Annotated in this window: 19 protein-coding genes and 1 tRNA gene; 11 read left to right on the forward strand and 9 right to left on the reverse strand. The window is 60.6% G+C overall.

The window, feature by feature from the left end:
* Positions 1–211: 211 nt before the first annotated feature.
* Positions 212–2,224 (forward strand): methyl-accepting chemotaxis protein, encoded by a 2,013-nt coding sequence (locus WIR04_RS12735; RefSeq protein ID WP_338887376.1) that lies wholly within the window; start codon positions 212–214, stop codon positions 2,222–2,224.
* Positions 2,225–2,303: 79 nt separating this feature from the next.
* Here the strand turns inward: WIR04_RS12735 and WIR04_RS12740 are convergent, their stop codons facing one another.
* Positions 2,304–3,179, reverse strand: a complete 876-nt coding sequence (locus WIR04_RS12740; protein ID WP_338887378.1) for a 6-pyruvoyl trahydropterin synthase family protein — start codon at positions 3,177–3,179, stop codon at positions 2,304–2,306.
* Between the two features lie 79 nt (positions 3,180–3,258).
* On the opposite strand from WIR04_RS12740, the gene WIR04_RS12745 reads away from it, so the two are divergent.
* From WIR04_RS12745 to WIR04_RS12760, 4 genes are all read left to right on the forward strand, one after another.
* Complete coding sequence (locus tag WIR04_RS12745; protein ID WP_025326571.1) at positions 3,259–4,602, forward strand: dihydroorotase; 1,344 nt, start codon at positions 3,259–3,261, stop codon at positions 4,600–4,602.
* A gap of 211 nt (positions 4,603–4,813) precedes the next feature.
* Positions 4,814–4,890, forward strand: a tRNA-Pro gene (locus WIR04_RS12750).
* A gap of 133 nt (positions 4,891–5,023) precedes the next feature.
* Entirely contained in the window at positions 5,024–5,494 is a 471-nt protein-coding gene (locus tag WIR04_RS12755; RefSeq protein WP_338887380.1) for a CC0125/CC1285 family lipoprotein, read from the forward strand.
* A 202-nt stretch (positions 5,495–5,696) separates the two neighbouring features.
* Positions 5,697–6,950: a dicarboxylate/amino acid:cation symporter gene (locus tag WIR04_RS12760; RefSeq protein ID WP_025326569.1), complete on the forward strand. Its 1,254-nt coding sequence runs from the start codon at positions 5,697–5,699 to the stop codon at positions 6,948–6,950.
* A 54-nt stretch (positions 6,951–7,004) separates the two neighbouring features.
* Here the strand turns inward: WIR04_RS12760 and WIR04_RS12765 are convergent, their stop codons facing one another.
* Positions 7,005–7,451, reverse strand: coding sequence for a methyltransferase family protein (locus WIR04_RS12765; protein ID WP_338887382.1), 447 nt, complete (start codon positions 7,449–7,451; stop codon positions 7,005–7,007).
* Between the two features lie 175 nt (positions 7,452–7,626).
* Here WIR04_RS12765 and alr point away from each other — a divergent pair, with 175 nt between their 5' ends.
* Positions 7,627–8,853: an alanine racemase gene (gene alr / locus WIR04_RS12770; protein ID WP_338887384.1), complete on the forward strand. Its 1,227-nt coding sequence runs from the start codon at positions 7,627–7,629 to the stop codon at positions 8,851–8,853.
* Between the two features lie 53 nt (positions 8,854–8,906).
* On the opposite strand, the gene WIR04_RS12775 is transcribed toward alr, so the two are convergent.
* The 7 genes from WIR04_RS12775 to WIR04_RS12805 form a co-directional block, all read right to left on the reverse strand.
* Entirely contained in the window at positions 8,907–9,866 is a 960-nt protein-coding gene (locus tag WIR04_RS12775) for a TerC family protein (protein WP_338887386.1), read from the reverse strand.
* Between the two features lie 301 nt (positions 9,867–10,167).
* Positions 10,168–11,163 carry a murein tripeptide/oligopeptide ABC transporter ATP binding protein OppF gene (gene oppF / locus WIR04_RS12780; RefSeq protein ID WP_025326565.1) on the reverse strand — a complete coding sequence of 332 codons (996 nt, stop codon included), beginning with the start codon at positions 11,161–11,163 and terminating at the stop codon, positions 10,168–10,170.
* Positions 11,163–12,143, reverse strand: a complete 981-nt coding sequence (locus WIR04_RS12785; protein ID WP_043129280.1) for an ABC transporter ATP-binding protein — start codon at positions 12,141–12,143, stop codon at positions 11,163–11,165. The genes oppF and WIR04_RS12785 overlap by 1 nt, the downstream gene beginning before the upstream one ends.
* 94 nt (positions 12,144–12,237) lie before the next feature.
* Positions 12,238–13,149, reverse strand: a complete 912-nt coding sequence (gene oppC / locus WIR04_RS12790; protein ID WP_338887389.1) for an oligopeptide ABC transporter permease OppC — start codon at positions 13,147–13,149, stop codon at positions 12,238–12,240.
* A 14-nt stretch (positions 13,150–13,163) separates the two neighbouring features.
* Positions 13,164–14,084: an oligopeptide ABC transporter permease OppB gene (gene oppB / locus WIR04_RS12795; protein ID WP_025326562.1), complete on the reverse strand. Its 921-nt coding sequence runs from the start codon at positions 14,082–14,084 to the stop codon at positions 13,164–13,166.
* A gap of 96 nt (positions 14,085–14,180) precedes the next feature.
* On the reverse strand, positions 14,181–15,800 hold the full coding sequence (locus WIR04_RS12800) for an ABC transporter substrate-binding protein (RefSeq protein WP_338887391.1): 1,620 nt from the start codon (positions 15,798–15,800) through the stop codon (positions 14,181–14,183).
* A 280-nt stretch (positions 15,801–16,080) separates the two neighbouring features.
* Positions 16,081–16,716, reverse strand: a complete 636-nt coding sequence (locus WIR04_RS12805; RefSeq protein WP_025326560.1) for a YchE family NAAT transporter — start codon at positions 16,714–16,716, stop codon at positions 16,081–16,083.
* Positions 16,717–17,612: 896 nt separating this feature from the next.
* Here WIR04_RS12805 and adhE point away from each other — a divergent pair.
* The 5 genes from adhE to WIR04_RS12830 all read left to right on the forward strand — a co-directional run bounded on the left by adhE (position 17,613) and on the right by WIR04_RS12830 (position 25,943).
* On the forward strand, positions 17,613–20,288 hold the full coding sequence (adhE, locus tag WIR04_RS12810; protein WP_025326559.1) for a bifunctional acetaldehyde-CoA/alcohol dehydrogenase: 2,676 nt from the start codon (positions 17,613–17,615) through the stop codon (positions 20,286–20,288).
* Between the two features lie 110 nt (positions 20,289–20,398).
* On the forward strand, positions 20,399–21,634 hold the full coding sequence (locus tag WIR04_RS12815) for an HD-GYP domain-containing protein (RefSeq protein WP_338887395.1): 1,236 nt from the start codon (positions 20,399–20,401) through the stop codon (positions 21,632–21,634).
* Between the two features lie 352 nt (positions 21,635–21,986).
* Positions 21,987–23,678: a sensor histidine kinase gene (locus tag WIR04_RS12820; protein WP_338887397.1), complete on the forward strand. Its 1,692-nt coding sequence runs from the start codon at positions 21,987–21,989 to the stop codon at positions 23,676–23,678.
* Entirely contained in the window at positions 23,675–24,379 is a 705-nt protein-coding gene (gene btsR, locus WIR04_RS12825) for a two-component system response regulator BtsR (protein ID WP_319912958.1), read from the forward strand. The genes WIR04_RS12820 and btsR overlap by 4 nt, the downstream gene beginning before the upstream one ends.
* A 142-nt stretch (positions 24,380–24,521) precedes the next feature.
* Positions 24,522–25,943, forward strand: coding sequence for a carbon starvation protein A (locus WIR04_RS12830; RefSeq protein WP_106887196.1), 1,422 nt, complete (start codon positions 24,522–24,524; stop codon positions 25,941–25,943).
* Positions 25,944–25,993: the final 50 nt, after the last annotated feature.

Raw genomic sequence — 25,993 nt, forward strand, 5'->3', positions numbered from 1 at the left:
GACTCCCAAAAATGTCGCCACAGCCCGCCAAGTGTGACACAAGCCGACATTTGACACAGCCGTTGTCCCAATCACTTCAGTTATTGTGAAGAATACCGATAGTGAGGATGACGTCCCGAGTACCCCAGCGGCATTCCCCGTGGGGGCATGCAGGGTACCAAAGGGACGGGGTACTCAGGCAAGGGACTTTTGCATAGACAGCGGGACAATAATGAAACAAACAATGTCAGACCTCTCGATCTTACAGAGAGTCTATCTGGGCTTTGCCATCCTGGTCGCCGTCATGGTCGCCAGCGCGGTACTGACCTTTCGCGGCCAGAGCGAACTCAACGATGCCCTGGACCAGGTAACACAAGAGTCCATGCCGCTGGTGATCGCCAGCAGCCAGACCCAGATCAGCCTGCTCAGCGCCAACAAGTGGCTCACCGACGTGCTGACCGAGCAGGATCCCAAGCAACTGCCGGCGGAAGTGGCCGAGCTGCAGCAGGCCAAGGGTCAGGTCGACAAGATGCTGACTTCCCTCAGGCAGCAGGTGGCGGTGCACCCCGAATTGCAGGGGGAGATGACCGCCCTCGGCAAGCTGGTGGCCGACTACCTGCAGCTGACCCAGACCCTGCCCACCGAGCACGAAGCCCTGCTCACCCGGCTGCACAAGGTCAACCAGGCCAAGGGCCAGTTCCAGGTCAGCCTGCCCCAGTTCAAGAAGAACCTCGGCGACATGATGGTCACCGTCGACGACAGCTTCATCAAAATGCTCTCCGAGACCCTGACCACCAAGCTCTCCGCCATCGAGCTCTCTACCATGGATGCCCTCAACCAGAGCATCCCCGCCCCCATCGAAGCGGCGCTCAAGCGCAACAGGATGCAGATCGAGGGCTTCAACAGCACCATCAAGGATCTGCAAGGGGAGCTCAAGGACTTTGACAACAACATGGGCCACTACGTCCATGGCTTCGTGCGCGACACCACCGCCACCGAAGGGGTGCTCGCCCAGTACCTGGCGCTGATGAAGCAGCAACAGACCATGCGCGAGCAGAGCAAACAGGCGAGCCAGCTCATCGTCAGCATCCAGAACAAGCTGGAGGGGATCACCGCCCAGAGCCAGCAGCTGATGAACGCCAGCATCAAGGCCTCCGATCGGGTGCAGACCCAGAGCACCCTGACCCAGGGGATCAGCATAGTCATCGCCATCTTCGTCGCCATACTGGTGGCCTTTACCCTCGGCAAGGCCATACGCCGCCCCCTGAAAGAGCTGCTGCGGGTACTGACCGAGGTGACCCAGGGTGACATGACCCAACGGGTCGGCTTCAAGAGCCAGAACGAGTTCGGCCAGCTCGGCAGCCAGATCAACCTGCTGATCCAGCAGATGGGAGACGTGCTCAGGCAGCTCTCCCAGGCCTCGACCCAGCTCAACAGCGCCGCCCACGACAACCGCCACACTACCGAATCGGTGCGCGCGGATCTGGAGAAACAGCGTCAGGAGACCGCCTCGGTCGCCGCCGCCATGACCCAGATGGAAGCTTCGGTGCGGGAGGTGGCGCAGGCCGCCAACCAGACCCTGGAGCGGGTGCAGGACGTGGAGAAAGCCTCCGAGATGGGCCGCAAGGTGATGGCAGGCAACATCACCACCACCCATCAGCTGGCGGGCAAGCTGCAGCAGACCGGCAAGGTGATCGGCGACGTGAGCGCCATGAGCGGCCAGATTGGCAACATCCTCGACGTCATCCGCGGCATCGCCGAGCAGACCAACCTGCTGGCCCTCAACGCCGCCATAGAGGCGGCCCGCGCCGGCGAACAGGGCCGCGGCTTTGCGGTGGTGGCGGACGAGGTGCGCAACCTGGCCGGTCGCACCGCCCAGTCCACCAGCGAGATCCAGACCATGATAGAGAACCTGCAGCAGGGGGTCGCCCGGGCGGTCAACGTGATGCAGGAGTGCTCCCGCGAGATGGACAGCTGTGTGGATCAGAGCTCCCAGGCGAACAACGCCATGGAGGAGGTGCAGGGCATAGTGGTGCTCATCAGCGACATGTCGAGCCAGATAGCCTCCGCCGCCGAGCAGCAGCAGGCCACCAGCGCCGACATCGCCACCAACCTCAACCGCATCTCCGACATCTCGGATCTCAACTATCAGGGCATAGAGCGGGTCGCCGAGACCAGCCAGCAGCTCGACAGCCTGGCCGAGCAGCAGGAGGGGCTGGTGCAGCGCTTCCGGCTTAGCGCCTGAGACCCCTGAGCCACGGCAGTGAAACGACGAGGCCCCGCAGATGCGGGGCCTCGTTTTTATTGCGGCTTGCGCCTGGGGATCAGGCGTACGCGATGGCGCCCTTGCCGACCCCTTCATAGGCGACAATCTTGACGAACTTGTCCCCCACCTGCTTTTTCACTTCGCGGGCAATGTAGTGGGCCAGCAGCTCTATGGTGGTGTCGGTGTCGATCATCTCCACCTCGGCGGCCGGCATGGCGAGCTGGAACAGCCCCTGGGGCGCTGTGTACTTGAAGCCGAGGTGATGCTCTCCCAGCTCGGCCTTGGCCAGCTCGCTCAACGCCAGCTCGGAGAGGGCCACCTTGTCCTCCAGGGTACCGAGGTAGATGTCGGCCCAGCGCTCGGCCCAGTTCAGCTCCAGCTCCTCGTTGCGCGCCCCGTCCACCTCTATCTCGACCGGAGAGCGATGGCCGTGGGCGATGCGCTGGCAGTTGCCGTCGTGCTTCTTCAGACCATGGCTGTAGTGGTAGAAGGCGCCCTCGATCTTCTCCTGACGCAGGGTCAGGGAGAGATCCTTGATGTTGCCAGGCAAGCGCTTGGCCAGCACCGCCAGCAGATAGCGGGTCACCGACTCCTTGTCCACCTGGGGGGCGGGAATGAAGGCAAACCCCTGGGCCGGGCAGCGCAGGTGGATGGAGCGACCCGGGCGCAGCAGATCCACTGTGCACTCGTCGTTATCCAGGGGGTGGATGTGCACCAGGCCGCTCTCGGCCGGCACCAGCAGCTTGTGATCCACCTCTTCATCGATGATCGACTTGACGAGCTTCTTCACCCGGCCAAAATCCAGCAGCATGCTCATCTCGTTGAGCTCGCCGCTCATCTCGATGTCCACCAGCCAGCTCTCCCCTACCATGCCGCGACGCTCGCACAGAAAGCTGGAATCGATCACAGTCAAATCTCTAACAAATAACTTCATCACTCAGGCCTTGCTACAGAGAAAGTGCAGTTTGCGATATTATGACCCCGGATTATCGGCAAAGGAACTGGAACCCCCCATGAACAAATTGCTTATCAAGAATGCCACCCTGGTCAACGAAGGCCGCATCTATGCTTCCGACGTCTTGATCGAGGGTGAGCGGATCGCCCGCATCGCCCCGGACATCAGCGCCCCCGATGCCGTGGTGATCGATGCCGCAGGCCGTCACCTCATCCCCGGGATGATCGATGATCAGGTCCATTTCCGGGAACCTGGCCTGACCCACAAGGGGACCATCGCCAGTGAATCCCGGGCCGCCGTCGCCGGTGGCACCACCAGTTTCATGGAAATGCCCAACGTCAATCCCCAGACCACCACCATCGACGCCCTCGAAGCCAAATACCAGATAGCCGCCAACTCCGCCGCCGCCAACTACAGCTTCTACCTCGGTGCCACCAACGACAACCTGGAAGAGATCAAGAAGCTCGATCCCAAGCAGTCCTGTGGCATCAAGATCTTCATGGGGGCCTCCACCGGCAACATGCTGGTGGACAACCAGGAGACACTGGCGGCGATCTTCCGCGAGAGCCCGGTGATGATCGTCACCCACTGCGAGGACACCCCCACCATCAAGGTGCTGGAAGACGAGGCCCGCGCCAAGTGGGGCGAGGATGTGCCCATGCGCGAGCACGGCCGCATTCGCAGCGCCGACGCCTGCTACAAATCCTCCAGTATGGCGGTGGGGCTGGCGAAGCAGTATGGTGCCAAGCTGCACGTGCTGCACCTGACCACGGCCAAGGAGCTGTCGCTCTTCACCGCCACCCCGGATCTGAAGGATCTCAAGGACAAGAACATCACCGCCGAGGTGTGCGTCCATCATCTGTTCTTCAACGAGGCGGACTACGACACCCTGGGCAGCCAGATCAAGTGCAACCCGGCGGTGAAGAGCGCCGCCGACCAGCACGCCCTGCTGGATGCGGTACGCAACGATGTGCTCGACATCATCGCCACCGATCACGCCCCCCACACCTGGGAAGAGAAGCAGAACAGCTACTTCAAGGCGCCGTCCGGCGTGCCCCTGGTGCAGCACTCCCTGCAGGCGCTGCTGGAGCTCTACCACAACGGCGTCTTCTCGCTGGAAACCATCGTCAAGAAGACCTCCCATGCGGTGGCCGAGCGCTTCCAGGTGCAGGATCGCGGCTACATCCGCGAGGGCTACTTCGCAGACCTGGTGCTGCTGGATCTCGGCAAGCCCTATGTGGTCAACGACAGCAACCTGCTCTACCTGTGTGGCTGGTCTCCCTTCAACGGCTACCGCTTCCAGAGCACCATAGAGATGACGCTGGTTAACGGCCAGATCGCCTGGCAGAACGGTCAGGTCACCGATCAGGTATTGGGCAAGCGGCTCACCTTCAACCGCTAAGCCGGTCATCGCTGATACCAAACGGCCGCCCATCAGGGCGGCCGTTTTTCATGCAAGACGGCGGCAAGGTGCTGACAAAATGCGCAACCGGTCGCACTTTGATCCGAAGTTGCTCGCAAAGCAGGCAAACGATCTCGGCGCGGGGTTTCCCCTGTTGACAGGGTCGGGGCATCTCCATAAACTCCCTCCCGGTCAGCCGAGCTGACTCCGTCGGTGTGTAGCGCAGCCAGGTAGCGCATCTGCATGGGGTGTAGAGGGTCGGAGGTTCGAATCCTCTCACACCGACCAAATTCCCCGAGAAAGGCCTTGTCAAACGACAAGGCCTTTTCTTTTTGCCTCCCCGTGGCGGCACCCAGGCCAGCGATTGTCTCTTGGGGGGCGTTGTGCTGTAGTGACCTCTTCTCAGCCAAGGGCCAGCACCATGTCACCAAGCTCCCCCCTCTTGTTCGTCCTCGCCCTGTGCGGCTCACTGCTGCTCGGCGGCTGCGCCACCGCCTACGACAGCGAAAAGTCCTTCTGGAACGGCCAGACAGGCTTCTCCCAGACCCAGCTCGGGGCGACGCGCTGGCAGCTGGAGTTTGTGGGCAACGATCTGGTGGACAGGGAGACAGCCCGCAAGTACGTGCTCAAGCGAGCGGGAGAGATGGCGCTGGCGCAGGGGTACGCCTGGGTGCTGGTGCAGTCGCTGACCCTGTCGCGGGATGCGGTCAGGGTCACCCCGACCCGTCCCCGGTTCGGCTTCGATGAGTACGAACCCGACACCTTCATGGACGAGATGCAGGTAGAGCACCGCACCTCGGCACTGCTGATCTTCTCCCTCGGGAGAGCCCCATTGGACGACCAGAGCCTGGAAGCTATTTATCTGGCAAAGATGAAAATAAACAGTGATTAATATAATTAATTTACAAGATCTACATCACATACAACTAATTGCAACATAAAGTTCTGATATAAGTCGCTGGATTTCCCCTCCGTGATTAGGCATGCTGCCAGCATACCGGCTGTCAGGATTCCATGGCCCGGATCACAAAAACGGACTTAGGTGGCACCACACCCACCTGCACAGGCACTGCACATATCGAGACTGTCCCCCCATGAAAATGAACAAATTGACCGTTGCCATCCTCATTGCGATGTTGCTTGGCATTTTTACCGGGCAAGGCTATCGCCTGTTTGCCCCGGCCCAGGCCGCCACCTTTGCCAGTGACATCACCATACTGACCGACATCTTCCTGCGCCTCATCAAGATGATCATCGCCCCCCTGGTGTTCACTACCCTGGTGGTCGGCATCGCCAAGATGGGCGACACCCGCACCGTGGGCCGCATCGGCGCCAAGACCCTGGGCTGGTTCATGCTGGCTTCCCTGCTGTCATTGACCCTGGGGCTGGTGATGGTGCACCTGATGCAGCCCGGGGTCGGCCTCTCCCTCTCCCTGCCCGATGACGGCGCCAGCTCAGGGGTGGCCGCCACCGCCATCTCCCTCAAGGACTTCGTGACCCACGCCATCCCGAAAAGCGTGATCGAAGCCATGGCCACCAACGAGATCCTGCAGATAGTGGTGTTCTCCCTCTTCTTCGGGCTGGCCGCCGCCGCCCTGGGGGATGCCGCCAAACCCGTGGTCAAGCTGATGGCAAGCAGCGCCGAGATCATGCTGAAGGTGACCGGCTACGTGATGAACTTCGCCCCCTTCGCGGTGTTCGGCGCCATCGCCGCCATGGTCGCCAAGGAAGGGCTCGGCATCCTCGCCACCTATGGCACCTTCATGGCCCAGTTCTACCTGGCCCTGGCCTGCCTCTGGCTGCTGCTCATCGCCATGGGCAGCCTCTTCATCCGCCGCCGCATCCTGACCCTGCTGGCCATGATCCGCGAGCCCATACTGCTCGCCTTCTCCACCGCCAGCTCCGAGGCCGCCTATCCCAAGACCCTGGACAGGCTGGAGAAGTTCGGCTGTGACAAGCGCATCGCCAGCTTCGTGCTGCCCATGGGCTACTCCTTCAACCTGGACGGCTCCATGATGTACTGCACCTTCGCGGTGATGTTCATCGCCCAGGCCTATGGCATCGAGCTCAGCATGGCCCAGCAGATCACCATGCTGCTGCTGCTGATGGTCACCTCCAAGGGGATGGCCGGGGTACCGCGCGCCTCCCTGGTGGTGATCGCCGCCACCCTGAACCAGTTCCAGATCCCGGAGGCCGGCATACTGCTGCTGCTCGGCATCGACCACTTCCTCGACATGGGTCGCTCCGCCACCAACGTGTTGGGCAACGCCATCGCCGCCAGCGTGGTGGCCAAGACCGAAGACAGCCTGGGAGAGACCCAGCCCGAGGGCGAACTCGCCAAGGCTTGAGTCAACGCCCCCCAGTAAAAGGCCCGCAACTGCGGGCCTTTTTTCGTTTGGTGGTCAGCACCAGCGCCTCACCCGCCGGCAGTACTGCACATAGCTGATGCCGAAGCGGGCACGCAGGGCGCGCTCCTCAGGCAGGATCTGAAAGCGGGTGAGCCAGCCCAGCAACAACAGCGGCCCGAGCCAGACCCAGGGGCCCCCGAGATAGCAGGCCAGCGCCAGCAACCAACAGAGCAGCCCCAGGTACATGGGGTTGCGGCTGATACGATAGACCCCCCGGGTCACCAGCACCCGGCTCTGCTGCAAGCGGATTGGATGGACGCTGGTACGCTCCCGGCGAAAGTGCAGCAGCGCCCCGCCCCCCAGCACGGTACCCGCCAGCAGCAACGCCGTGGCCAGCACCAGCAAAAACCCGCTCCCCCTCTCCTCCCCTCGCCCCAGCCACATGGCAAGGGCGAGCAGGACAAAGAGCAACAAGGGCGGAATACGCAGCTCAAAACACATATTTTCTTCCTGCAACAAGTGCCACGAATGACGCCATTGCGATACACTCGCAGCGTCGGTATCTGGGTAAAAAGTGAAACATATCATTAGCATAGCAACATGCTGACCCAGCCATGCCGCGGCCCGCATCTGACACGGGCCCATCCTCAACGAAACAATAAAAAGGAACCATCCCATGCACAAGAAAACCCTGCTCGCGACCCTGGTCTTCGGGTTGCTCGCCGGCCAGGCCGTCGCCGCCCCCTATCTGCCCTTGGCCAGCGACACCCGCAACGGTCAGGAGCAGACCGCCGCCAACGCCTGGCTGGAGGTGGACTTGACCGCCTTCGAGCACAACATCCAGACCCTCAAGGGTCGTCTCGGCGACAAGGGCCCGCAGATCTGCGCCATCATGAAGGCCGACGCCTACGGTCACGGCATCGATCTGCTGGTCCCCTCCGTGGTCAAGGCGGGCATTCCCTGCATCGGCATCGCCAGCAATGAAGAGGCCCGCGTGGCCCGCGAGAAGGGCTTCGAGGGCCGCCTGATGCGGGTCCGTGCCGCCACCCCGGCCGAAGTGGAGCAGGCCCTGCCTTACAAGCTGGAAGAGCTGGTCGGCAGCCTGGAGAGCGCCAAGGGGATCGCCGACATCGCCCAGCGCCACCATACCAACATTCCGGTGCACATAGGTCTGAACTCCGCCGGCATGAGCCGCAACGGCATCGACCTTCGCCAGGCGGACGCCAAGGAAGATGCCCTGGCCATGGTCAAGCTCAAGGGGATCACCCCGGTCGGCATCATGACCCACTTCCCGGTGGAAGAGAAAGAGGACGTCAAGCTGGGGCTGGCCCAGTTCAAGCTGGACTACCAGTGGCTGATCGATGCGGGCAAGCTGGATCGCAGCAAGCTCACCATCCACGCCGCCAACTCCTTCGCCACCCTGGAAGTGCCGGAAGCCTACTTTGACATGGTGCGCCCGGGCGGCATCATCTACGGTGACACCATCCCCTCCTACACCGAATACAAGAAGGTGATGGCGTTCAAGACCCAGGTCGCCTCGGTAAACCACTACCCGGCGGGCAACACCGTCGGCTATGACCGCACCTTCACCCTCAAACGTGATTCCCTGCTCGCCAACCTGCCACTGGGTTACTCCGACGGCTACCGCCGTGCGCTCAGCAACAAGGCCTATGTGCTGATCCAGGGCCAGAAGGTGCCCGTGGTGGGCAAGACCTCCATGAACACCATCATGGTGGACGTGACCGATCTCAAAGGGGTGAAACCCGGTGACGAGGTGGTGCTGTTCGGCCGTCAGGGTGAGGCCGAGGTGAAGCAGGCGGATCTGGAGGAGTACAACGGCGCCCTGCTGGCGGACATGTACACCATCTGGGGTTACACCAACCCCAAGAAGATCAAGCGCTAAGCACAGATCCGATATGAAAAAGGGCTCCCGAGGGAGCCCTTTTTTGTGGGTGCTTACGCCGTCTTCTGGTCAGCCACCTTCTTGCGGGTCACCCAGAGGCTGAGCCCCATGGAGGCCAGCAGGATCAGCGCGACCACGCCCAGTGCGATGCCGGTCGGTATCTTGAAGATGTCCAGCAGCAACATCTTGACCCCGATGAACATCAGGATCAGCGCCAGGCCGTATTTGAGCAGGGCGAAGCGCTCCGCCACCCCGGCCAGCAGGAAGTACATGGCACGCAGGCCCATGATGGCGAAGATGTTGGAGGTCAGCACTATGAAGGGATCCGTGGTCACCGCGAAGATGGCCGGGATGCTGTCCACCGCGAAGATGAGATCGCTCACCTCCACCAGCACCAGGATGAGCAGCAAGGGCGTCGCATAACGCACCCCATCACGCCAGACGAAGAACTTCTCCCCCTCCAGGGTTTCCGTCACCTTGAAGCGGCGGCGCATCCAGCCCAGCAGCGGGTTGTTGGCCAAGTCAGGCTCCTTGTCGGCGGCCCACAGCATCTTGACCCCGGTCAGCAGCAGGAAGGCGCCAAAGAGGTAGAGGATCCAGTGGAACTGCTCGATGAGCCAGCTGCCCGCGAACACCATGCCGGCGCGCATCACTATGGCACCCAGTACCCCGTAGAGCAGCACCCGGCGCTGCAGCTCGGCCGGAATGGCGAAGTAGCCAAACAGCATCAGCCAGACGAAGACGTTGTCCACCGCCAGCGCCTTCTCGATGAGGTAGCCGGTGAGGAACTCCAGCCCCTTCTCGTTGGCGATCTCACGGCCGGCACTCTGATCCAGCCAGAACCAGATGGCCAGGTTGAACAGCAGGGCCACGCTGACCCAGACGAGGGACCAGATCCCCGCCTCTTTCAGGGACACCTTGTGCGCCTTGCCGCCGCCGACAAAGCGGATATCAATCCACAACAGGACCAGCACTATGCTGAAGAAACCGGTCCACATCCACCATTCACCCATTTTCACTTCTCCCAAAACGACAAAACCCACGACCGAGAGGCGTGGGTTTGCGTTTGGAGCAGATACACCTTGCCTCTCGGCAAGGTCTCACTTACAGCCAATGTTCATCGACTGCCCGGCTGCCGGGTGCACTGCAGGATATGGGTGCACCGTAATGACGACAAACCGGCGAGAAGTTACTCCCCTTGTGCGGCGGATAGTAACAGCCTCCAAAGATGGCGCCAAGGGGCATCTTCACCGCGGATGGAAATAAAACGGGGCACCACCTGGGTGCCCCGCATACTCGTTCACGTTCTCGCCCTCAGAGCGGATCCACCTTGAGGCAGGAGACGGCGTGATCGAAGTTCCCTTCCAGCATGGGACGGGTCTTGGCGCACTCGGGGCCCGCCACCGGGCAGCGGGTACGGAACACGCAGCCGGATGGCGGATTCATGGGGGACGGCAGGTCCCCCTCCAGGATCTGGATGACCTTGCTGCGCTCCAGATCCGGATCCGGAATGGGCACCGCCGACATCAGCGCCTTGGTGTAGGGATGCAGGGGATTGGCGAAGATCTCCTGACGGGTCCCGAGTTCCACCGCGTTGCCCAGATACATCACCAGCACCCGGTCGGAGATGTGTTTCACCACGGACAAGTCATGGGCGATGAAGATGAGGGAGAGCCCCATCTCCTTTTGCAGGGACTTGAGCAGGTTCACCACCTGGGCCTGGATGGAGACATCCAGCGCCGAGACAGGCTCGTCGCAGATGATCATCTTGGGCTCCAGGATCAGCGCCCGGGCGATGCCGATGCGCTGGCACTGGCCGCCGGAGAACTCGTGGGGGTAGCGGTTCACCAGGTTGGGCAAAAGGCCCACCTTGGTCATCATGGCCCGCACCTTCTCCTTCACCTGATCCTTTGAGAGATTGGGATAGAAGGTGACCAGGGGCTCGGCGATGATGTCGCCGATGGTCATGCGCGGATTCAGGGAGGCCAGCGGGTCCTGGAAGATCATCTGGATCTCCTTGCGCTTCTCCCGCAGCGCCCCCTGCTCGAGCTTGGTCAGATCCTGGCCCAGCCACACCACCTTGCCGTCGGTGGCCGGCACCAGACCGATGAGGGCCCGGGCGAATGTGGATTTGCCACAGCCTGACTCCCCCACTACGCCCAGGGTCTCCCCCTCGTAGAGGCGCAGGGTGACGCCATCCACCGCCTTCAAGGCGGAGGGCTTGGCCCAGGGCCAGGCCTTGTCACTCTTGATGCTGAAGTGGACCTTGAGGTCGGACACTTCCAGCAGCAGTTTCTTGTCAGTACCCATCAGTTCACCCCCTTGATCATGGCATCCGAAACCCAGTGGCAGGCCCTTGTCCGTCCGTCGCCGAAGGGGGTCAGGACTGGAGATTGCTGGCCGCAAATCTCGTGCGCCCGGTGGCAACGCTCCTGGAAGGGGCAGCCGGTGGGCAGACGCAGCAGGTTGGGCGGATTGCCGGGTATGGTGGGCAGCACTTCCCCTTCGGTATCGAGACGGGGAATGGCGCGCAGCAAGCCTTCGGTATAGGGGTGGCTCGGGCGATAGAAGATGTCGTTGACCCGGCCGTACTCCATGGTGCGACCGGCGTACATCACCAGCACCTTGTCACAGATGCCCGCCACCACGCCAAGATCGTGGGTGATCATGACGATGGCGGTGTTGAACTCCCGCTTGAGCTCGTTCATCAGAGTCATGATCTGGGCCTGCACCGTCACGTCCAGCGCCGTGGTCGGCTCGTCGGCGATGAGCAGTTGCGGCCGACACAAGAGTGCCATGGCGATCATCACCCGCTGGCGCATGCCGCCGGAGAACTCGTGGGGGTACATGTTCATCCGCTTGCGCGACTCGGGGATCTTCACCGCGTCCAGCATGCGCACCGACTCCTCGAACGCCGCCGCCTTGCTCACCCCCTTGTGCAGCATCAGCACTTCCATCAGCTGATCCTTCACCTTCATATAAGGGTTCAGGGAGGTCATGGGGTCCTGGAAGATCATGGCGATCTTCTCGGAGCGGATCTTGTTGAGCTTGTGCTCCGGCAGATTCAGGATCTCGTCCCCCTGAAACTTGGCAGAACCGGTGATGATGCCGTTCTTGGCGAGCAGCCCCATGATGGCAAAGGCCGTCTGGGACTTGCCTGAGCCTGACTCACCGACGATCCCCAGGGTCTCGCCGGCAGAGAGGGAGAAGTTGAGGTCGTTGACCGCCACCACATTGCCATCCGGGGTCTTGAACTCGACCCGCAGATCTTTCACATCCAGTAACTTCATATCAAAACTCCTTATCGATCTCTCGTGATGCTTTCCTGCCCATCCGGCTGACGCCGCGCGTTCAGCGGATGGGTCTTATGGCGCCGTTGGCGTCTTATCGATCCTTCGGATCGAGGGCATCACGCAGACCATCCCCGAGGAAGTTGAAGCAAAACAGGGTTACCACCATGAAACCGGCGGGGAACAGGAGTTGCCAGATGGCCACTTCCATCGACTTGGAGCCTTCATCCAGCAGTGCGCCCCAGCTGGTCATGGGCTCTTGCACACCCAGCCCCAGGAAGCTCAGGAAGGATTCGAACATGATCATGCCCGGCACCAGCAGGGTGGCGTAGACCGCCACTATGCCCAGCACGTTGGGGACTATGTGGCGGGTGATGATCTTCCACTTGGAGACGCCGCAGACGTGGGCCGCCTCGATGAACTCCTTGCTCTTGAGGCTCAGGGTCTGGCCTCGCACTATCCGCGCCATGTCGAGCCAGCTCACCGCGCCTATGGCGAGGAAGATGAGGGCCAGGTTGCGACCGAAGAAGGTCACCAGCATGATGACGAAGAACATGAAGGGGAAGGCGTTGAGGATCTCCAGCACCCGCATCATCAGGCTGTCGACCCGACCGCCGATGAAGCCGGAGGCGGCGCCATAGAGGGTGCCGATGATGACGGCCACCACGGCCCCCATGATGCCGACCATGAGCGAGATGCGGCCCCCCAGCAGGGTGCGCACGAAGAGATCGCGCCCCAGGCTGTCGGTACCGAAGTAGTGCCCCGTCTCCATGTCAGGGGCGGCCTGCATGGCGCCCCAGTCCGGATCATCGAAGGTGTATTGGGACAGATGGGGCCCCGCGATCACCGCCAGACCGATTATGGTCAGGATGATGAGGCTGGTCAGGGCGGCCTTGTTGCGCAGGAAACGACGACGGGCATCCTTCCACAGGGAGCGTCCTTCCACCACTTCCACTTTCTGGGCGAACGCCTCTATGGCTTCGCGTTTTTCAGTTGTGACTACCATGATGTACTCCCGGCTTAGTAACGGATCTTGGGATCGATGACGGCATAGAGAATATCGACCACGGCGTTAAAGGTGATGGTCAGCGCCCCGACCAGTATGGTCAGGCCGAGTACCATGGAGTAATCACGGTTGAGAGCACCGTTGACGAACAGCTGGCCAATCCCCGGCAGGCCGAAGATGGTCTCGATCACCACTGAACCCGTGATGATGCCCACAAACGCCGGGCCCAGGTAGGAGACCACAGGCAGCATGGCCGGACGCAGCGCGTGCCTCAGTATGATATGGCGCAGCGGCAGCCCCTTGGCACGGGCGGTACGGATGAAGTTGGAGTTCATGGTCTCGATCATGCTGCCGCGCATGATGCGGGAGATGGCGGAGATGTAGTACATCATCATGCCGAACACCGGCAGCACCATGAACTGCACCCCGCCCCCCTGCCAGCCTCCCGCCGGGAACCAGCCCAGATAGATACTGAAGAAGAGCACCAGCAGGGGTGCCAGTACGAAGCCGGGGATCACCACCCCGGCCATGGCCGACGACATCAGCAGATAGTCGATGAGGGTGTTCTGTTTCAGGGCCGCAATGGTGCCGAAGGTGACTCCCAGGGTTACCGCCAGCAGGAAGGCGACCGAGCCTATCTTGGCGGAAACAGGCAGCGCCTGGCTCACCAGATCATTGACGGTGAAATCCTTGTATTTGAAAGAGGGCCCCAGATCGCCCTGGACCAGGTTGCCCAGATAGCTGAGGTATTGCACGCCTATGGGCTTGTCCAGGCCATATTTGGCCTCGATGTTGGCCAGCACTTCCGGCGGCAGGGCGCGTTCGCTGGTAAAGGGGTTACCCGGGGCGAAGCGCATCATGAAGAAGGAGACGGTGATCAAGACCAGCAGAGTCGGGATCGCTTCCAGTAGACGTTTGAGGATGAATTTCAACATAGACATTTCCTGTCCTGTACTGCTTCCAAAGGGTCGCGGTTGTAATAAAGGCCCGCCGTCCGGCGGGCCTGCTTGTTATGCGACTTGTTTCTTTACTCAGTGAGCAATGATGTACATGTCTTTGCTGTAGAGGTTGTCCAGCGGGTTGGCCGGGTAGCCGCCCACATAGGGCTTGACCATGCGCGAGGTCACGTACTGATAGATGGGGGCGATCGGCATGTCCTTGGCCAGGATATCTTCGGCCTGGACATAGAGTTTGTTGCGCGCATCCGCATCCACCTGGTTGCGCGACTCGCTCATCAGCTTGTCAAAGGCGGTGTTGGAGTACTTGCCGTCGTTGTTGCCGTGAGTGGTCTGCATCAGATCCAGCATGGAGGAGGCTTCGTTGTAGTCGGCGATCCAGCCGGCGCGACCCACGTCGAAGTTACCCTGCTTCTTGGTTTCCAGGTAGGTCTTCCACTCCTGGTTGACCAGGCTCACCTGTACCCCCAGCTTCTTCCACATGGAGGCGACGGCCACGGCCACCTTCTTGTGGTTGTCGTCGGTGTTGTAGAGCAGCTCGAACTTGAGCGGCTTGCCCGGGCCGTAACCGGCTTCGGTCAGCAGCTCTTTCGCCTTGGCGTCACGCTCGGCCTGGGTCAGCTTGGACCAGGCCGGGGCCACCGGCTTGAAGCCATCCACGAAGTCAGGCACCAGGGTGTAACCCGGGGTCTCGCCCTTGCCCATCACCTTGTCGGCGATCACGTTGCGATCGATGGCATAGGAGAGCGCGGTACGCACCCGCACGTCGTCAAACGGCTTGTGCTTGAAGTTGTACTGGTAGTAGTAGGTGCCCACATAGCCGCTCACCTGCACCTCGTTCGGGTGCTCCTTCTTCATCTGCTTGAAGCGCTCGATGGGCATGTTGTAGGTGAGATCGACTTCACCGGCCAGGTAGCGGTTCAGCTCGGCGTTGGTGGACTGGATCGGCAGGTAGGTGACCTTCTCGATCACCGTTTTGGCGTTGTTCCAGTAGCTGGGGTTGCGCTCGACATCGACGCGCTCGTTGACCACCCAATCCTTCAGCACATAGGCACCGTTGGATACCATGTTGCCGGGCTGGGTCCACTTGTCACCGAACTTCTCGATCACCTTCTTCGGGACCGGATAGGTGGTGGTGTGGGAGAGCATGCTGACGAAGTAAGGAACCGCCTTCTCCAGCTGCACCTCGAAGGTGTGATCGTCAACCGCCTTCACACCCAGGGTATCGGCCGGCTTCTTGCCCGCGATGATATCGGAGGCATTGATGATGGTCGGGATCTCCATGTACCAGGAGTAGGGAGAAGCCGTCTTGGGATCCACCGCGCGCTGGAAGGCAAAGACGAAGTCATGGGCGGTAACCGGATCTCCGTTGGACCACTTGGCATCCTTGCGCAGGTGGAACACGTAGTGTTTGTTGTCCTTGGTTTCCCAGGACTCGGCGACGCCGGGCAGGGTCTCACCCTTGGGGCCGGAAGAGACGAGACCTTCAAACAGGTCACGCAATACATTGGATTCGGGGGTACCTTCCACTTTCTGGGGATCCAGGGTGGCTGGCTCGGAGCCATTGCCTTTCACCAGGGTCTGCTCGGGAGCGAGCTTGGTACCGGCGGGGACGTCGGCGGCGTGGGCCAGGGTGGCGCCACCAAAGAGTGCGGTCAATAAAAGGGTATTAATAATTGTTTTTCTATGAGTCATTTCCATACTCCAACAAGAACATTCCATGCATTTGTCCATTCACGAGATAAAAATCCCGCTGCCCGCATAATTCCCTGACAATTCTGATAATGCAATAGATATCATCAGGTCGGGACGGCTTTAGCGGTCAAAAAAACAGCTTTAAACCATTTATTCAGCATTTAAATATCGCGAAATGGGTGTTTTTCATACAAAGCCGCTCGATTCTAGGAAATGACTAACAAAAAAGAAACAATAAAAAGCCGGTCACGAGGACCGGCTCCGACAAAACAGACCTGAATCACATCAATCCGGGAAAGACTCCCTTGATCCCTGCCACCATGATCTCGATACCAAGAGACATCATGATGAGACCCATGATACGGGTCACCACGTTGATGCCGGTATTGCCCATCAGCTTGAACAGCAGAGGGGCGGCACGGAAGATGAGCCAGGAGCAGTAGGCAAAGGCCACCACCACCACGAACATGCCCATCAGCTCGGGCAGGGTCTTCTGGCTGGCATAAACGATGGAGGATGAGATGGCACCGGGGCCGGCCATCAGGGGCAGCGCCAGCGGTACCACGGCGATGGATTCTCGCGCTGCCAGTTCCCCCTTCTCCTGCTTGTTGTGCTTCACCTCCCCCAGCTTGCCCTGCAACATGGACCAGGCGATCAGGGTGATGAGCGAGCCACCGGCAATGCGGAACGACGCCAGCGAGATGCCGAAACCGTCGAGGATCAGCTGCCCCATGCACATTGAGACCATGAGGATGATCATCACGGCAATGTGGGCCGTGGTGTTGGTCTTCCTGCGCTCATCCGGTTGCATGTGGCCCGTCAGGCTCACAAAGACCGGCAACAGACCCAGCGGGTTGATGATCGCAAACAGGCCGACGAAAAATTTCAGGTATAAAGAGAAGTCAATTGCTGCCATAAGCGCCATCCAGAACCAATTCGGGCCACCGAGGGCCATCCCCGTCAAACTGCGCGTAAATTTACACCATGATATTTCCCTTCTCCAATCAAATAATCTCACCCTTTCCGGGGCTTTTCAGTTAGTTCCGCTAATGAATCGACAAAAATCAACATATCGAGTTGTTAACCGTCATGGAGGCCATTTAACACGCCTGCAAAGTGTGGCGACGTTTTATGTTGAAACTCCCGGTCTTCACCCTATTTCCCTTCAATAAAGTGTCATTTTCATGGATTTATCCGGAGGACCCCTGGGGATAACCCCTATTCACCCCCACGGCTCGCCCCAGGCTGGCGCCCTATCTTCACCCTGATGTGCCCTGGGCAGCCATGACACACGCAGTGCCCCCACCAAGGCGTCGCTATGGGATTCGCCGAACAGCCACCCGGAGTTCGGCGCAAAGGCCCGGCGCTGGATGAAAACAACCACCATTTTTTCCAACAGAAATGAAACGCCTGCCTCTCTTCGGGGCGAGAGGCTTTCAAGGGCCGCCACCCGGCGGAGCCTCAGCGCCCTCCCTCCCTGCGGCTAAACAGCGGGAGGATCTGAGGCAACAGTTTGATACCTGGCGCAAAAAGGGCTGTTCACCTGGTGTTCATCCCCACGGCGCTCTACTCTACAAATGCGCAACATCTGGCCGGCCGGGATGGTGAAACAAAATTTCTTTTGTTCTTTTGTTACATATGATCCAGATCAATCTTTTCTGACACATCCCGGCTCTATAATCGAGCCAGAAAACAATTTAGTAAGGCATGTAAATACCCCGTTATGGTGATTCTCTCCTTGACAGGGCGGCTATAATTGCCGGGCATTGCCAAGGTCTTACTAAACAGTTTTCAAATCATCAGGAGATAAACATGGCAGTAACCAATTTGGCTGAACTGGATGCACTGGTTGCCCGCGTCAAAGAAGCCCAGCGTGAATTCGCCAGCTTCTCGCAAGAGCAGGTAGACAAGATCTTCCGCGCCGCCGCACTGGCCGCCAGCAACGCCCGTATCCCCCTGGCCCAGATGGCAGTGGCTGAGTCCGGCATGGGCATCATCGAAGACAAGGTCATCAAAAACCACTTCGCCTCCGAATACATCTATAACGCTTACAAAGACGAGAAGACCTGCGGCATCCTGAGCCAGGACGACGAGATGGGCACCATCACCATCGCCGAGCCGGTAGGCATCATCTGCGGTATAGTACCGACCACCAACCCGACTTCCACTGCTATCTTCAAGGCCCTCATCTCCCTGAAGACCCGCAACGCCATCATCTTCTCCCCGCACCCCCGCGCCAAGAACTCCACCAATACCGCAGCCAAGCTGGTACTGGATGCAGCCATCGCCGCCGGTGCCCCGAAGAACATCATCGGCTGGATCGACCAACCGTCCGTCGAGCTCTCCAACGCGCTGATGAAGCACGATGACATCAACCTGATCCTGGCCACCGGTGGCCCGGGCATGGTGAAAGCCGCCTACTCCTCAGGCAAGCCCGCCATCGGCGTGGGTGCAGGCAACGTGCCCATCGTCATCGACGAGACTGCCGATGTGAAGCGCGCCGTCGCCTCCATCCTGATGTCCAAGACCTTCGACAACGGCGTGGTCTGTGCGTCCGAGCAAGCCGTCATCGTAGTTGACTCCATCTACAATCAGGTCAAGGAGCGTTTCGCGACTCACGCCGGCTACATCCTCTCCAAGGACGAAGCCGACAAGGTGCGTAAAGTGCTGCTGATCAACGGCGCCCTGAACGCCGACATCGTGGGCCAGCCCGCCACCAAGATCGCCGCCATGGCCGGTGTGACAGTGCCTGCCACCACCAAGATCCTCATCGGTGAAGGTCTGGAGCTCTGTGCAGAGGACGAGTTCGCTCACGAGAAGCTCTCCCCGACCTTAGGGATGTTCCGCGCCAAGAACTTCGAAGAAGCCGTCGACATGGCCTGCGACATGGTCAACATCGGTGGTATCGGCCACACCTCCGGCCTCTACACCGACCAGGATCGCAACGCCGACCGCATCAAGTACTTCGGCGACAAGATGAAGACTGCTCGTATCCTGATCAACACCCCCTCCACCCAGGGCGGTATCGGTGACCTGTACAACTTCGCTCTCGCCCCGTCCCTGACCCTGGGTTGCGGCTCCTGGAGTGGTAACTCCATCTCCGAGAACGTCGGTCCCAAGCACCTGATCAACAAGAAGACAGTCGCAAAACGGGCAGAAAATATGCTGTGGCACAAACTTCCGAAATCCATCTACTTCCGTCGTGGTTCCCTGCCGATCGCCCTGGGCGACCTGGAAGGCAAGAAGCGCGCCATGGTGGTCACCGACCGTTTCCTGTTCAACAACGGCTATGCCGATGAAGTGGTTCGTCTGCTCAAGAAGCTGAACATGGAAGTGGAAATCTTCTACGAAGTGGAAGCCGACCCCACCCTGTCCGTGGTACGCAAGGGCGCCGAGATGGCCAACTCCTTCAAGCCGGACGTGATCGTCGCCCTGGGCGGTGGTTCACCCATGGATGCCGCCAAGATCATGTGGGTCATGTACGAGCACCCGGACACTGCGTTCGAAGACTTGGCCATGCGCTTCATGGACATCCGCAAGCGTATCTACAAGTTCCCGAAAATGGGCGTGAAGGCCGAACTGGTCTGTATCACCACCACTTCCGGTACAGGTTCTGAAGTGACCCCGTTCGCGGTCGTGACTGACGACGCCACCGGCATGAAGTACCCGCTGGCCGACTACGAGCTGACCCCGAACATGGCCATCGTCGATGCCAACCTGGTGATGGGTATGCCCAAGTCCCTGTGTGCCTTCGGTGGTATCGATGCCGTAACCCACGCCATGGAAGCCTACGTTTCCGTACTGGCCAACGAATACTCCGACGGTCAGGCGCTGCAAGCCCTGAAACTGCTGAAAGAGTATCTGCCGTCCAGCTACCAGAACGGTGCCAACGACCCGGTTGCCCGTGAGAAGGTACACAACGCCGCCACCATCGCCGGTATCGCGTTCGCCAACGCCTTCCTGGGTGTGTGCCACTCCATGGCCCACAAGCTGGGTGCCGAGTTCCACATCCCGCACGGCCTGGCCAACGCCCTGCTGATCAGCAACGTCATCCGCTACAACGCGAACGACAACCCGACCAAGCAGACCGCGTTCTCCCAGTACGACCGTCCGCAGGCTCGTCGTCGCTACGCCGAAGTGGCCGACCATCTGGGTCTGACTGCCGCCGGTGACCGCACCGCGGCCAAGATCGAGAAGCTGCTGACCTGGCTGGACGAGCTGAAAGCGACTCTGGGCATCCCGGCCTCCATCCGTGAAGCCGGCGTGAACGAGACCGACTTCCTGGCCAAGGTTGACCAGCTGGCCCTGGAAGCCTTCGATGACCAGTGCACCGGCGCCAACCCGCGCTACCCGCTGATCACCGAGCTCAAAGCCATACTGATGGACACCTACTATGGCCGTCCCTTCACCGAGGAAGCTCAGGTAGCGACCAAGGTTGAGGCCAAAGTCGACGCCAAGGTAGACAGCAAGAAAAAATCCAAAGCCTGATAACCGGCCAGGATGACAAGAGCCCGCGCACATGCGCGGGCTTTTTTGTTTGTCTATCTGTTTAATTTTGCTAGCTTGTTGATAGGCAAATTCGACAGAAGAGTGAGTCTATGGCGCTGATCCAGGCCTCCATCGAACAATTGAGAGTCGGCCACTACATCCATCTCCCCACGGGATGGACAAGCCACCCTTTCATGTTCAATGCCTTCAAGATCCGCGACCAGCAGCAACTCGACATTCTCCGCCACCTCGAACTCACCCTGCTGATGGTGGATCCCGACAAGAGCGATCTCCCCGTCGAGCCCCTGCTGCGGGCCGAGCCGGCCCCTTCACCCGATCTCGGGGCGACGCAAGATGCCTCCGCCCTCCCGACTGAACCCGCGTTCGACGAAAAGGCCTTTCGCCGCTCCCTTCGCACCGCCGACAAGGCATTCGGCCAATCTCTGTCTGATCTTCGCGACGCCCTCGGCGCCCTCAATCTCAAGCCCGACGAGGGGCTGGCCAACACCGCTCAGATGGTGCGCACCGTCGCCACCCGCCTCGCCGACCATCAGGGCCCCCTGGGCCTGCACCTGATCCGCAGCCAGCACACTGACATCCTGCTGCAACACAGCCTGAGCGTGGCCTTCATCGCCATGCTGATGGCAAGAGAGCTGGGCATGAGCCCCATCGAGATCGAGGAGGCGGGGCTGGCTGGCCTGCTGCACGATATCGGCGAGCTCAGGATCCCGAGCCAGATCACTCAGAAGCGGGGAGAGCTCAGCAAGGCGGAGATCAACTTTCTCAACATGCATCCCCAGTACGGGCTGGAGATGCTCAACCAGTTGCACGCCTTCGAGCCCAGGATCCGCGAGGTTGCCCACCTCCATCACGAGCGGCTGGACGGCAGCGGTTTTCCCCTCGGCATCCAGGGGGACAGGATACCTCCCCTCGCCCGCCTCGTCGGCCTGGTGGACTATTACGACGAGCTGCTGCACCCGCGCAGCGGCCTCCACCCGGCGGGGCCGAGCCAGGCCATCGGCCAGCTCTACAAGTTGTCCCAGAAAAAATTCGATCAAGATCTGGTCAGATTGTTGATAAAGGTGCTGGGGGTCTATCCGCCCGGATCCCTGGTGCGTCTGGAGGATGATACGGTGGCGCTGGTGCTCTCGACCGAACCCACCATGCCTCTCAAACCCAAGGTGCAGCCCTATATCAAGGGGCAGCGCCCGGAAGCCGTGGCCATAATGGACCTGCGGGAAGATGGGAGAAGCATCATAGCCACCCTCAGACAGGAGGAACTGGACGACGCGCAACGCGCCTTTTTCGGTCTGGGTCGGCGGGTCTGCTACTATTTCGCCTTCTGAGTTATCCCCAGAAGCTGGGGATAACTCATTGGACAAACCTGAATAATTGCTCGAGCCCCCTCAAAATCGTCCGCCATTGGAGCTGGATAAAAAACGCCCAGCCGAAGGCCGGGCGGAGCATGCCACCTCCGTGTGGCGTACCCAGTGGGCACATTCATGCTCCCTCCAGCAATATCAAGCGCCGCCCGGTTACACAAATATCAATTTAACGTGCTGATTTTATATGGTTTTATTTTTCCATTCTGGCAAACTGCCCCCGCCATGGGGCCGCGTCCTGCATCAAGACGGGATCTTGATCACAGTACGTCCTGGTGGCGTTCTGACCCGGGACCATTCTTGAGGAAGGTTTTTTATGCAATTAGTCCTCTCCCTGCTCCAGCAGATGAGCGTCAGCCTGGTCATTGCCTACCTCTTCTCCAAGAGTCCCCTGCTGCGTCCCCTGGCCAACTACTCGGTCCGACTGCCGCACAAGATACTGATATACGTCATCTTCTCCTGCTTCTGCATACTGGGCACCTATGTGGGGCTGGACATAGACGACGCCATTGCCAATACCCGCGCCGTCGGCGCCGTGCTGGGGGGGCTGCTGGGAGGCCCTCTGGTGGGCTTTCTGGTGGGACTGACCGGGGGCCTGCACCGCTATACCCTGGGCGGCTTTACCGATCTCGCCTGCGCCATCTCCACCACCTGCGAGGGACTGCTGGGGGGCCTGGTGCACTGGCGGCTGATGCGAACGAACCGGGTGGATGCCCTGTTCAACCCCCGGATTGCCTTCTTCACCACCCTCTACGCCGAGATCCTGCAGATGGTCATCATTCTGCTGGTCGCCACCCCGTCCGAGCAGGCCCTGCAGCTGGTGCGCACCATAGCCACCCCCATGATCCTCGCCAACTCCTGCGGGGCGGCGCTCTTCATCAGCATGATCCGCGACCAGCAACGGATGTACGAGAAGTTCTCCCGGGTCTTCTCCGCCAAGGCGCTCACCATCGCCAACCGCACCCTGGGGATCATGACCCAGGGCTTCACCCCGGAGGCGAGCCGCAAGATAGCCCACATAGTGCAAGAGGAGACCGGGGTCGGCGCCGTCGCCATCACTGACACCGACAAGATCCTCGCCTTCATCGGCACCGGGGAGGATCACCACAAACCGGGCACCCCCATCACCTCCGCCATCACCCTGCAGGCCATAGCCCAGAACAAGGTGCTGTTTGCCGATGGCAACCGCCGTCCCTATCGCTGCAGCATCTCACCCCAGTGCCAGCTCGGCTCGGTGCTGGTGATCCCCCTGCAAGGGGATCAGGGGGTGATCGGCACCATCAAGCTCTATGAACCCAAGAAGCGGCTCTTCCTCAAGATCAACCACACCCTGGGGGAAGGGATAGCCAACCTGCTGTCACAGCAGTTGCTGAGCGGGCAGCTGGAGCAGCAGCAGCGATTGCTGGTGCAGTCCGAGCTCAAGCTGGTGCAGGCACAGATCAATCCCCATTTTCTGTTCAACACCCTCAATACCATCAGTGCCATTACCCGGCGCGACCCCGAGCGGGCACGCCAGCTGCTGCTGCACCTCTCCCTGTTCTTTCGCAAGAACCTCAAGCGCCAGAACGATCTGGCCACCCTCCAGGAAGAGCAGGAGCACTGCCAGTCCTATCTGGAGATAGAGCAGGCCCGCTTTGGCGAGCGTCTGACCGTCATCAACGAGATACCGCCGCACCTGGCCGACATGCAACTGCCGAGCTTCACTCTGCAACCTCTCATCGAGAATGCCATCAAGCACGGTATCTGCTCCCTGCTGGAGCAGGGGCGGATCCGGCTCTTCGCCGAGGAAGGACCAGAGAGTGTCACCCTCTGCGTGGAGGACAATGCCGGAGCCTGGCTCGCTGGTCCCCAGGGGGACGGCCTTGGCATGAGCATTGTGGACAGGCGGCTCAAGAGTGCCTTCGGCGAGCGCTTTGGCATCCAGGTGCAGTGTGAGCCGGAGCAGTGGACCCGGGTCTCTTTCACCCTGCCCAGACAGCCGGATTCCCCTTCCAAGGAGATCACATGATCCGCACCCTGATAGTCGACGACGAACCCTATGCCCGCGAGGAGCTGGCCGAGCTGCTCGGCAGCGACCCCGACATCGAGATCCTCGGCTCTGCCGCCAATGCCATAGAGGCGCTCTCCCTCATTGCGCGGCTCAAGCCGGAGGTGGTGTTTCTCGATATCCAGATGCCCAAGCTCAGCGGCATGGAGCTGGTGGCCATGCTGGATCCCCTGCCCCGCATCGTCTTTGTCACCGCCTTTGATGACTACGCCATCCAGGCCTTCGAGGAGAATGCCTTCGACTACCTGCTCAAGCCGGTAGAGCCCGCCCGGCTGGCCAAGACGCTGGCGCGCCTCAAGCAGGATCTCAGCCCCCAGCCGGTGGCTGCGCTGACACCGGCCATTCGCCACATCCCCGGCTATCTGCACAACAGGGTGCGGTTGCTGCCCATCGAGCAGGTGGAGTATGCCTTCTCGGATCTCGGCGGGGTGCATGTCGCCTGCCAGGGGGAGCTGTTTCACACCCAGCTCACCCTGAAATCTTTGGAGGAGAAGACACCGCTGCTGCGCTGCCACCGCCAGTACCTGGTGGCCCCGGGCGCCATCTTCGAGATCCAGTTGCTGGAAAACCAGTTGGCCCAGATTGTCACCCCGAGCGGCGCCCGGGTGCCGGTCAGCCGACGCTATCTCAAGGAGCTCAAAGACGAGCTGGGGCTGGAATGAGGGCGCCCGCTGTGCGCCGGATCACAGCGGGCGACCGCTCGGGTCGCCATGTCGCCGCTCACCATCATTTACCTGCCGTTAACAGAAGGCCCCACCTAGACTGACCGCGCACACCATAAAATAACAATGCTGGAGCGTAACAATGATCTGGTTCTTCCTCTGTGTCGGTCTGCTGGTCGCGGGCTACTTCATCTACGGCAAATTCGTCGAACGGATATTCGGCCCCAAACCCGAGCTGGCCACCCCCGCCATCACCATGGCCGACGGCGTGGACTATGTCCCCATGTCGGACAAGAAGGTCTACCTGGTTCAACTGCTCAACATCGCCGGTGTCGGCCCCATCTTCGGCCCCATACTCGGTGCCCTCTACGGCCCGGTGGCCATGCTCTGGATAGTGTTCGGCTGCATCTTCGCCGGCGCTGTTCACGACTACTTCTCCGGCATGCTGTCGGTGCGCGCCAAGGGGGCCTCGGTACCAACCGTGGTCGGCGAGCACCTCGGCACCGCCGCCAAGCACTTCATGAACCTGTTCGCCGTGGTGCTCTTGATGCTGGTGGGCGTGGTGTTCGTGCTGAGCCCGGCAGGCCTGCTCGCCAACCTCACCTCCACCGATCTGGTCTACTGGATAGTGGCGATCTTTGCCTACTACATACTCGCCACCATAGTCCCCATCGACAAGATCATCGGCCGTTTCTATCCCATCTTCGGCGCCCTGCTGGTCTTCATGTCAGTCGGCCTCATCATAGGGCTCATCGTCTCCGGCAAAGGCTTCTACAACACGGGTATGGACTTCTCCAACCTGCACCCGACCGAGCTGCCGCTCTGGCCGCTCTTGTTCATCACCATCGCCTGTGGCGCGGTATCGGGCTTCCACGCCACCCAGTCACCGCTGATGGCCCGTTGCATGCAGAACGAGAAGTCCGGCCGTTTCATCTTCTACGGCGCCATGATAGGGGAAGGGATCATCGCCCTCATCTGGTGCACCCTGGGTCTCTCCTTCTACGACAGCACCGAAGCGCTCAACGCCACCATGGCCAACGGCGGCCCGGCGGCCGTGGTACACGAGGTCTCCACCAGCCTGCTCGGCACAGTGGGTGGCATCCTGGCCATCCTGGGCGTAGTGATCCTGCCCATCACCTCCGGTGACACCGCGTTTCGCAGCGCCCGCCTCATAGTGGCGGACTTCCTGAAGATGACCCAGAAGCCGCTGGTCAAGCGCCTGCTCATCGCCATCCCCATGTTCATCCTCGGCTTCATCATCTCCAAGGCCGAGTTCGGGGTGATCTGGCGCTACTTCGGCTGGGCCAACCAGACCACAGCCGTCATCATGCTGTGGGCCGCCGCCGCCTACCTCATCAAGGAGGGCAAGCTGCACTGGATCTGCACCATACCCGCCATCTTCATGACCGCCGTGGTCATTACCTACCTGGCCAACGCCCCCATCGGCTTCGGGCTGGCGATGAACGTCTCCACCATCATAGGTCTGGTGAGTACCGCCCTCATCACCCTGGCCTTCCTGGTGAAGTTCAGACCCTCCCAGCTGAGGGAAGCCAAGGAGAGCTGAGTCCCGAGACTGAGCCTTCCCCATGACAAGAGGCCCGGCATTGCTGCCGG

The sequence above is a fragment of the Aeromonas rivipollensis genome (genome assembly GCF_037811135.1).
Classification (GTDB): Bacteria; Pseudomonadota; Gammaproteobacteria; order Enterobacterales; family Aeromonadaceae; genus Aeromonas; species Aeromonas rivipollensis.

Coding starts and splice junctions, on each gene's coding strand:
- WIR04_RS12820 (WP_338887397.1), top strand. CDS start 21,987: ATGCAATTAGTCCTCTCCCTGCTCCAGCAGATGAGCGTCAGCCTGGTC.
- oppB (WP_025326562.1), bottom strand. CDS start 14,084: ATGTTGAAATTCATCCTCAAACGTCTACTGGAAGCGATCCCGACTCTG.
- oppF (WP_025326565.1), bottom strand. CDS start 11,163: ATGGGTACTGACAAGAAACTGCTGCTGGAAGTGTCCGACCTCAAGGTC.
- WIR04_RS12785 (WP_043129280.1), bottom strand. CDS start 12,143: ATGAAGTTACTGGATGTGAAAGATCTGCGGGTCGAGTTCAAGACCCCG.
- WIR04_RS12805 (WP_025326560.1), bottom strand. CDS start 16,716: ATGGCAGCAATTGACTTCTCTTTATACCTGAAATTTTTCGTCGGCCTG.
- alr (WP_338887384.1), top strand. CDS start 7,627: ATGCACAAGAAAACCCTGCTCGCGACCCTGGTCTTCGGGTTGCTCGCC.
- WIR04_RS12745 (WP_025326571.1), top strand. CDS start 3,259: ATGAACAAATTGCTTATCAAGAATGCCACCCTGGTCAACGAAGGCCGC.
- WIR04_RS12775 (WP_338887386.1), bottom strand. CDS start 9,866: ATGGGTGAATGGTGGATGTGGACCGGTTTCTTCAGCATAGTGCTGGTC.
- WIR04_RS12815 (WP_338887395.1), top strand. CDS start 20,399: ATGGCGCTGATCCAGGCCTCCATCGAACAATTGAGAGTCGGCCACTAC.
- WIR04_RS12760 (WP_025326569.1), top strand. CDS start 5,697: ATGAAAATGAACAAATTGACCGTTGCCATCCTCATTGCGATGTTGCTT.
- oppC (WP_338887389.1), bottom strand. CDS start 13,149: ATGGTAGTCACAACTGAAAAACGCGAAGCCATAGAGGCGTTCGCCCAG.
- WIR04_RS12830 (WP_106887196.1), top strand. CDS start 24,522: ATGATCTGGTTCTTCCTCTGTGTCGGTCTGCTGGTCGCGGGCTACTTC.
- WIR04_RS12740 (WP_338887378.1), bottom strand. CDS start 3,179: ATGAAGTTATTTGTTAGAGATTTGACTGTGATCGATTCCAGCTTTCTG.
- btsR (WP_319912958.1), top strand. CDS start 23,675: ATGATCCGCACCCTGATAGTCGACGACGAACCCTATGCCCGCGAGGAG.
- WIR04_RS12800 (WP_338887391.1), bottom strand. CDS start 15,800: ATGACTCATAGAAAAACAATTATTAATACCCTTTTATTGACCGCACTC.
- adhE (WP_025326559.1), top strand. CDS start 17,613: ATGGCAGTAACCAATTTGGCTGAACTGGATGCACTGGTTGCCCGCGTC.
- WIR04_RS12765 (WP_338887382.1), bottom strand. CDS start 7,451: ATGTGTTTTGAGCTGCGTATTCCGCCCTTGTTGCTCTTTGTCCTGCTC.
- WIR04_RS12735 (WP_338887376.1), top strand. CDS start 212: ATGAAACAAACAATGTCAGACCTCTCGATCTTACAGAGAGTCTATCTG.
- WIR04_RS12755 (WP_338887380.1), top strand. CDS start 5,024: ATGTCACCAAGCTCCCCCCTCTTGTTCGTCCTCGCCCTGTGCGGCTCA.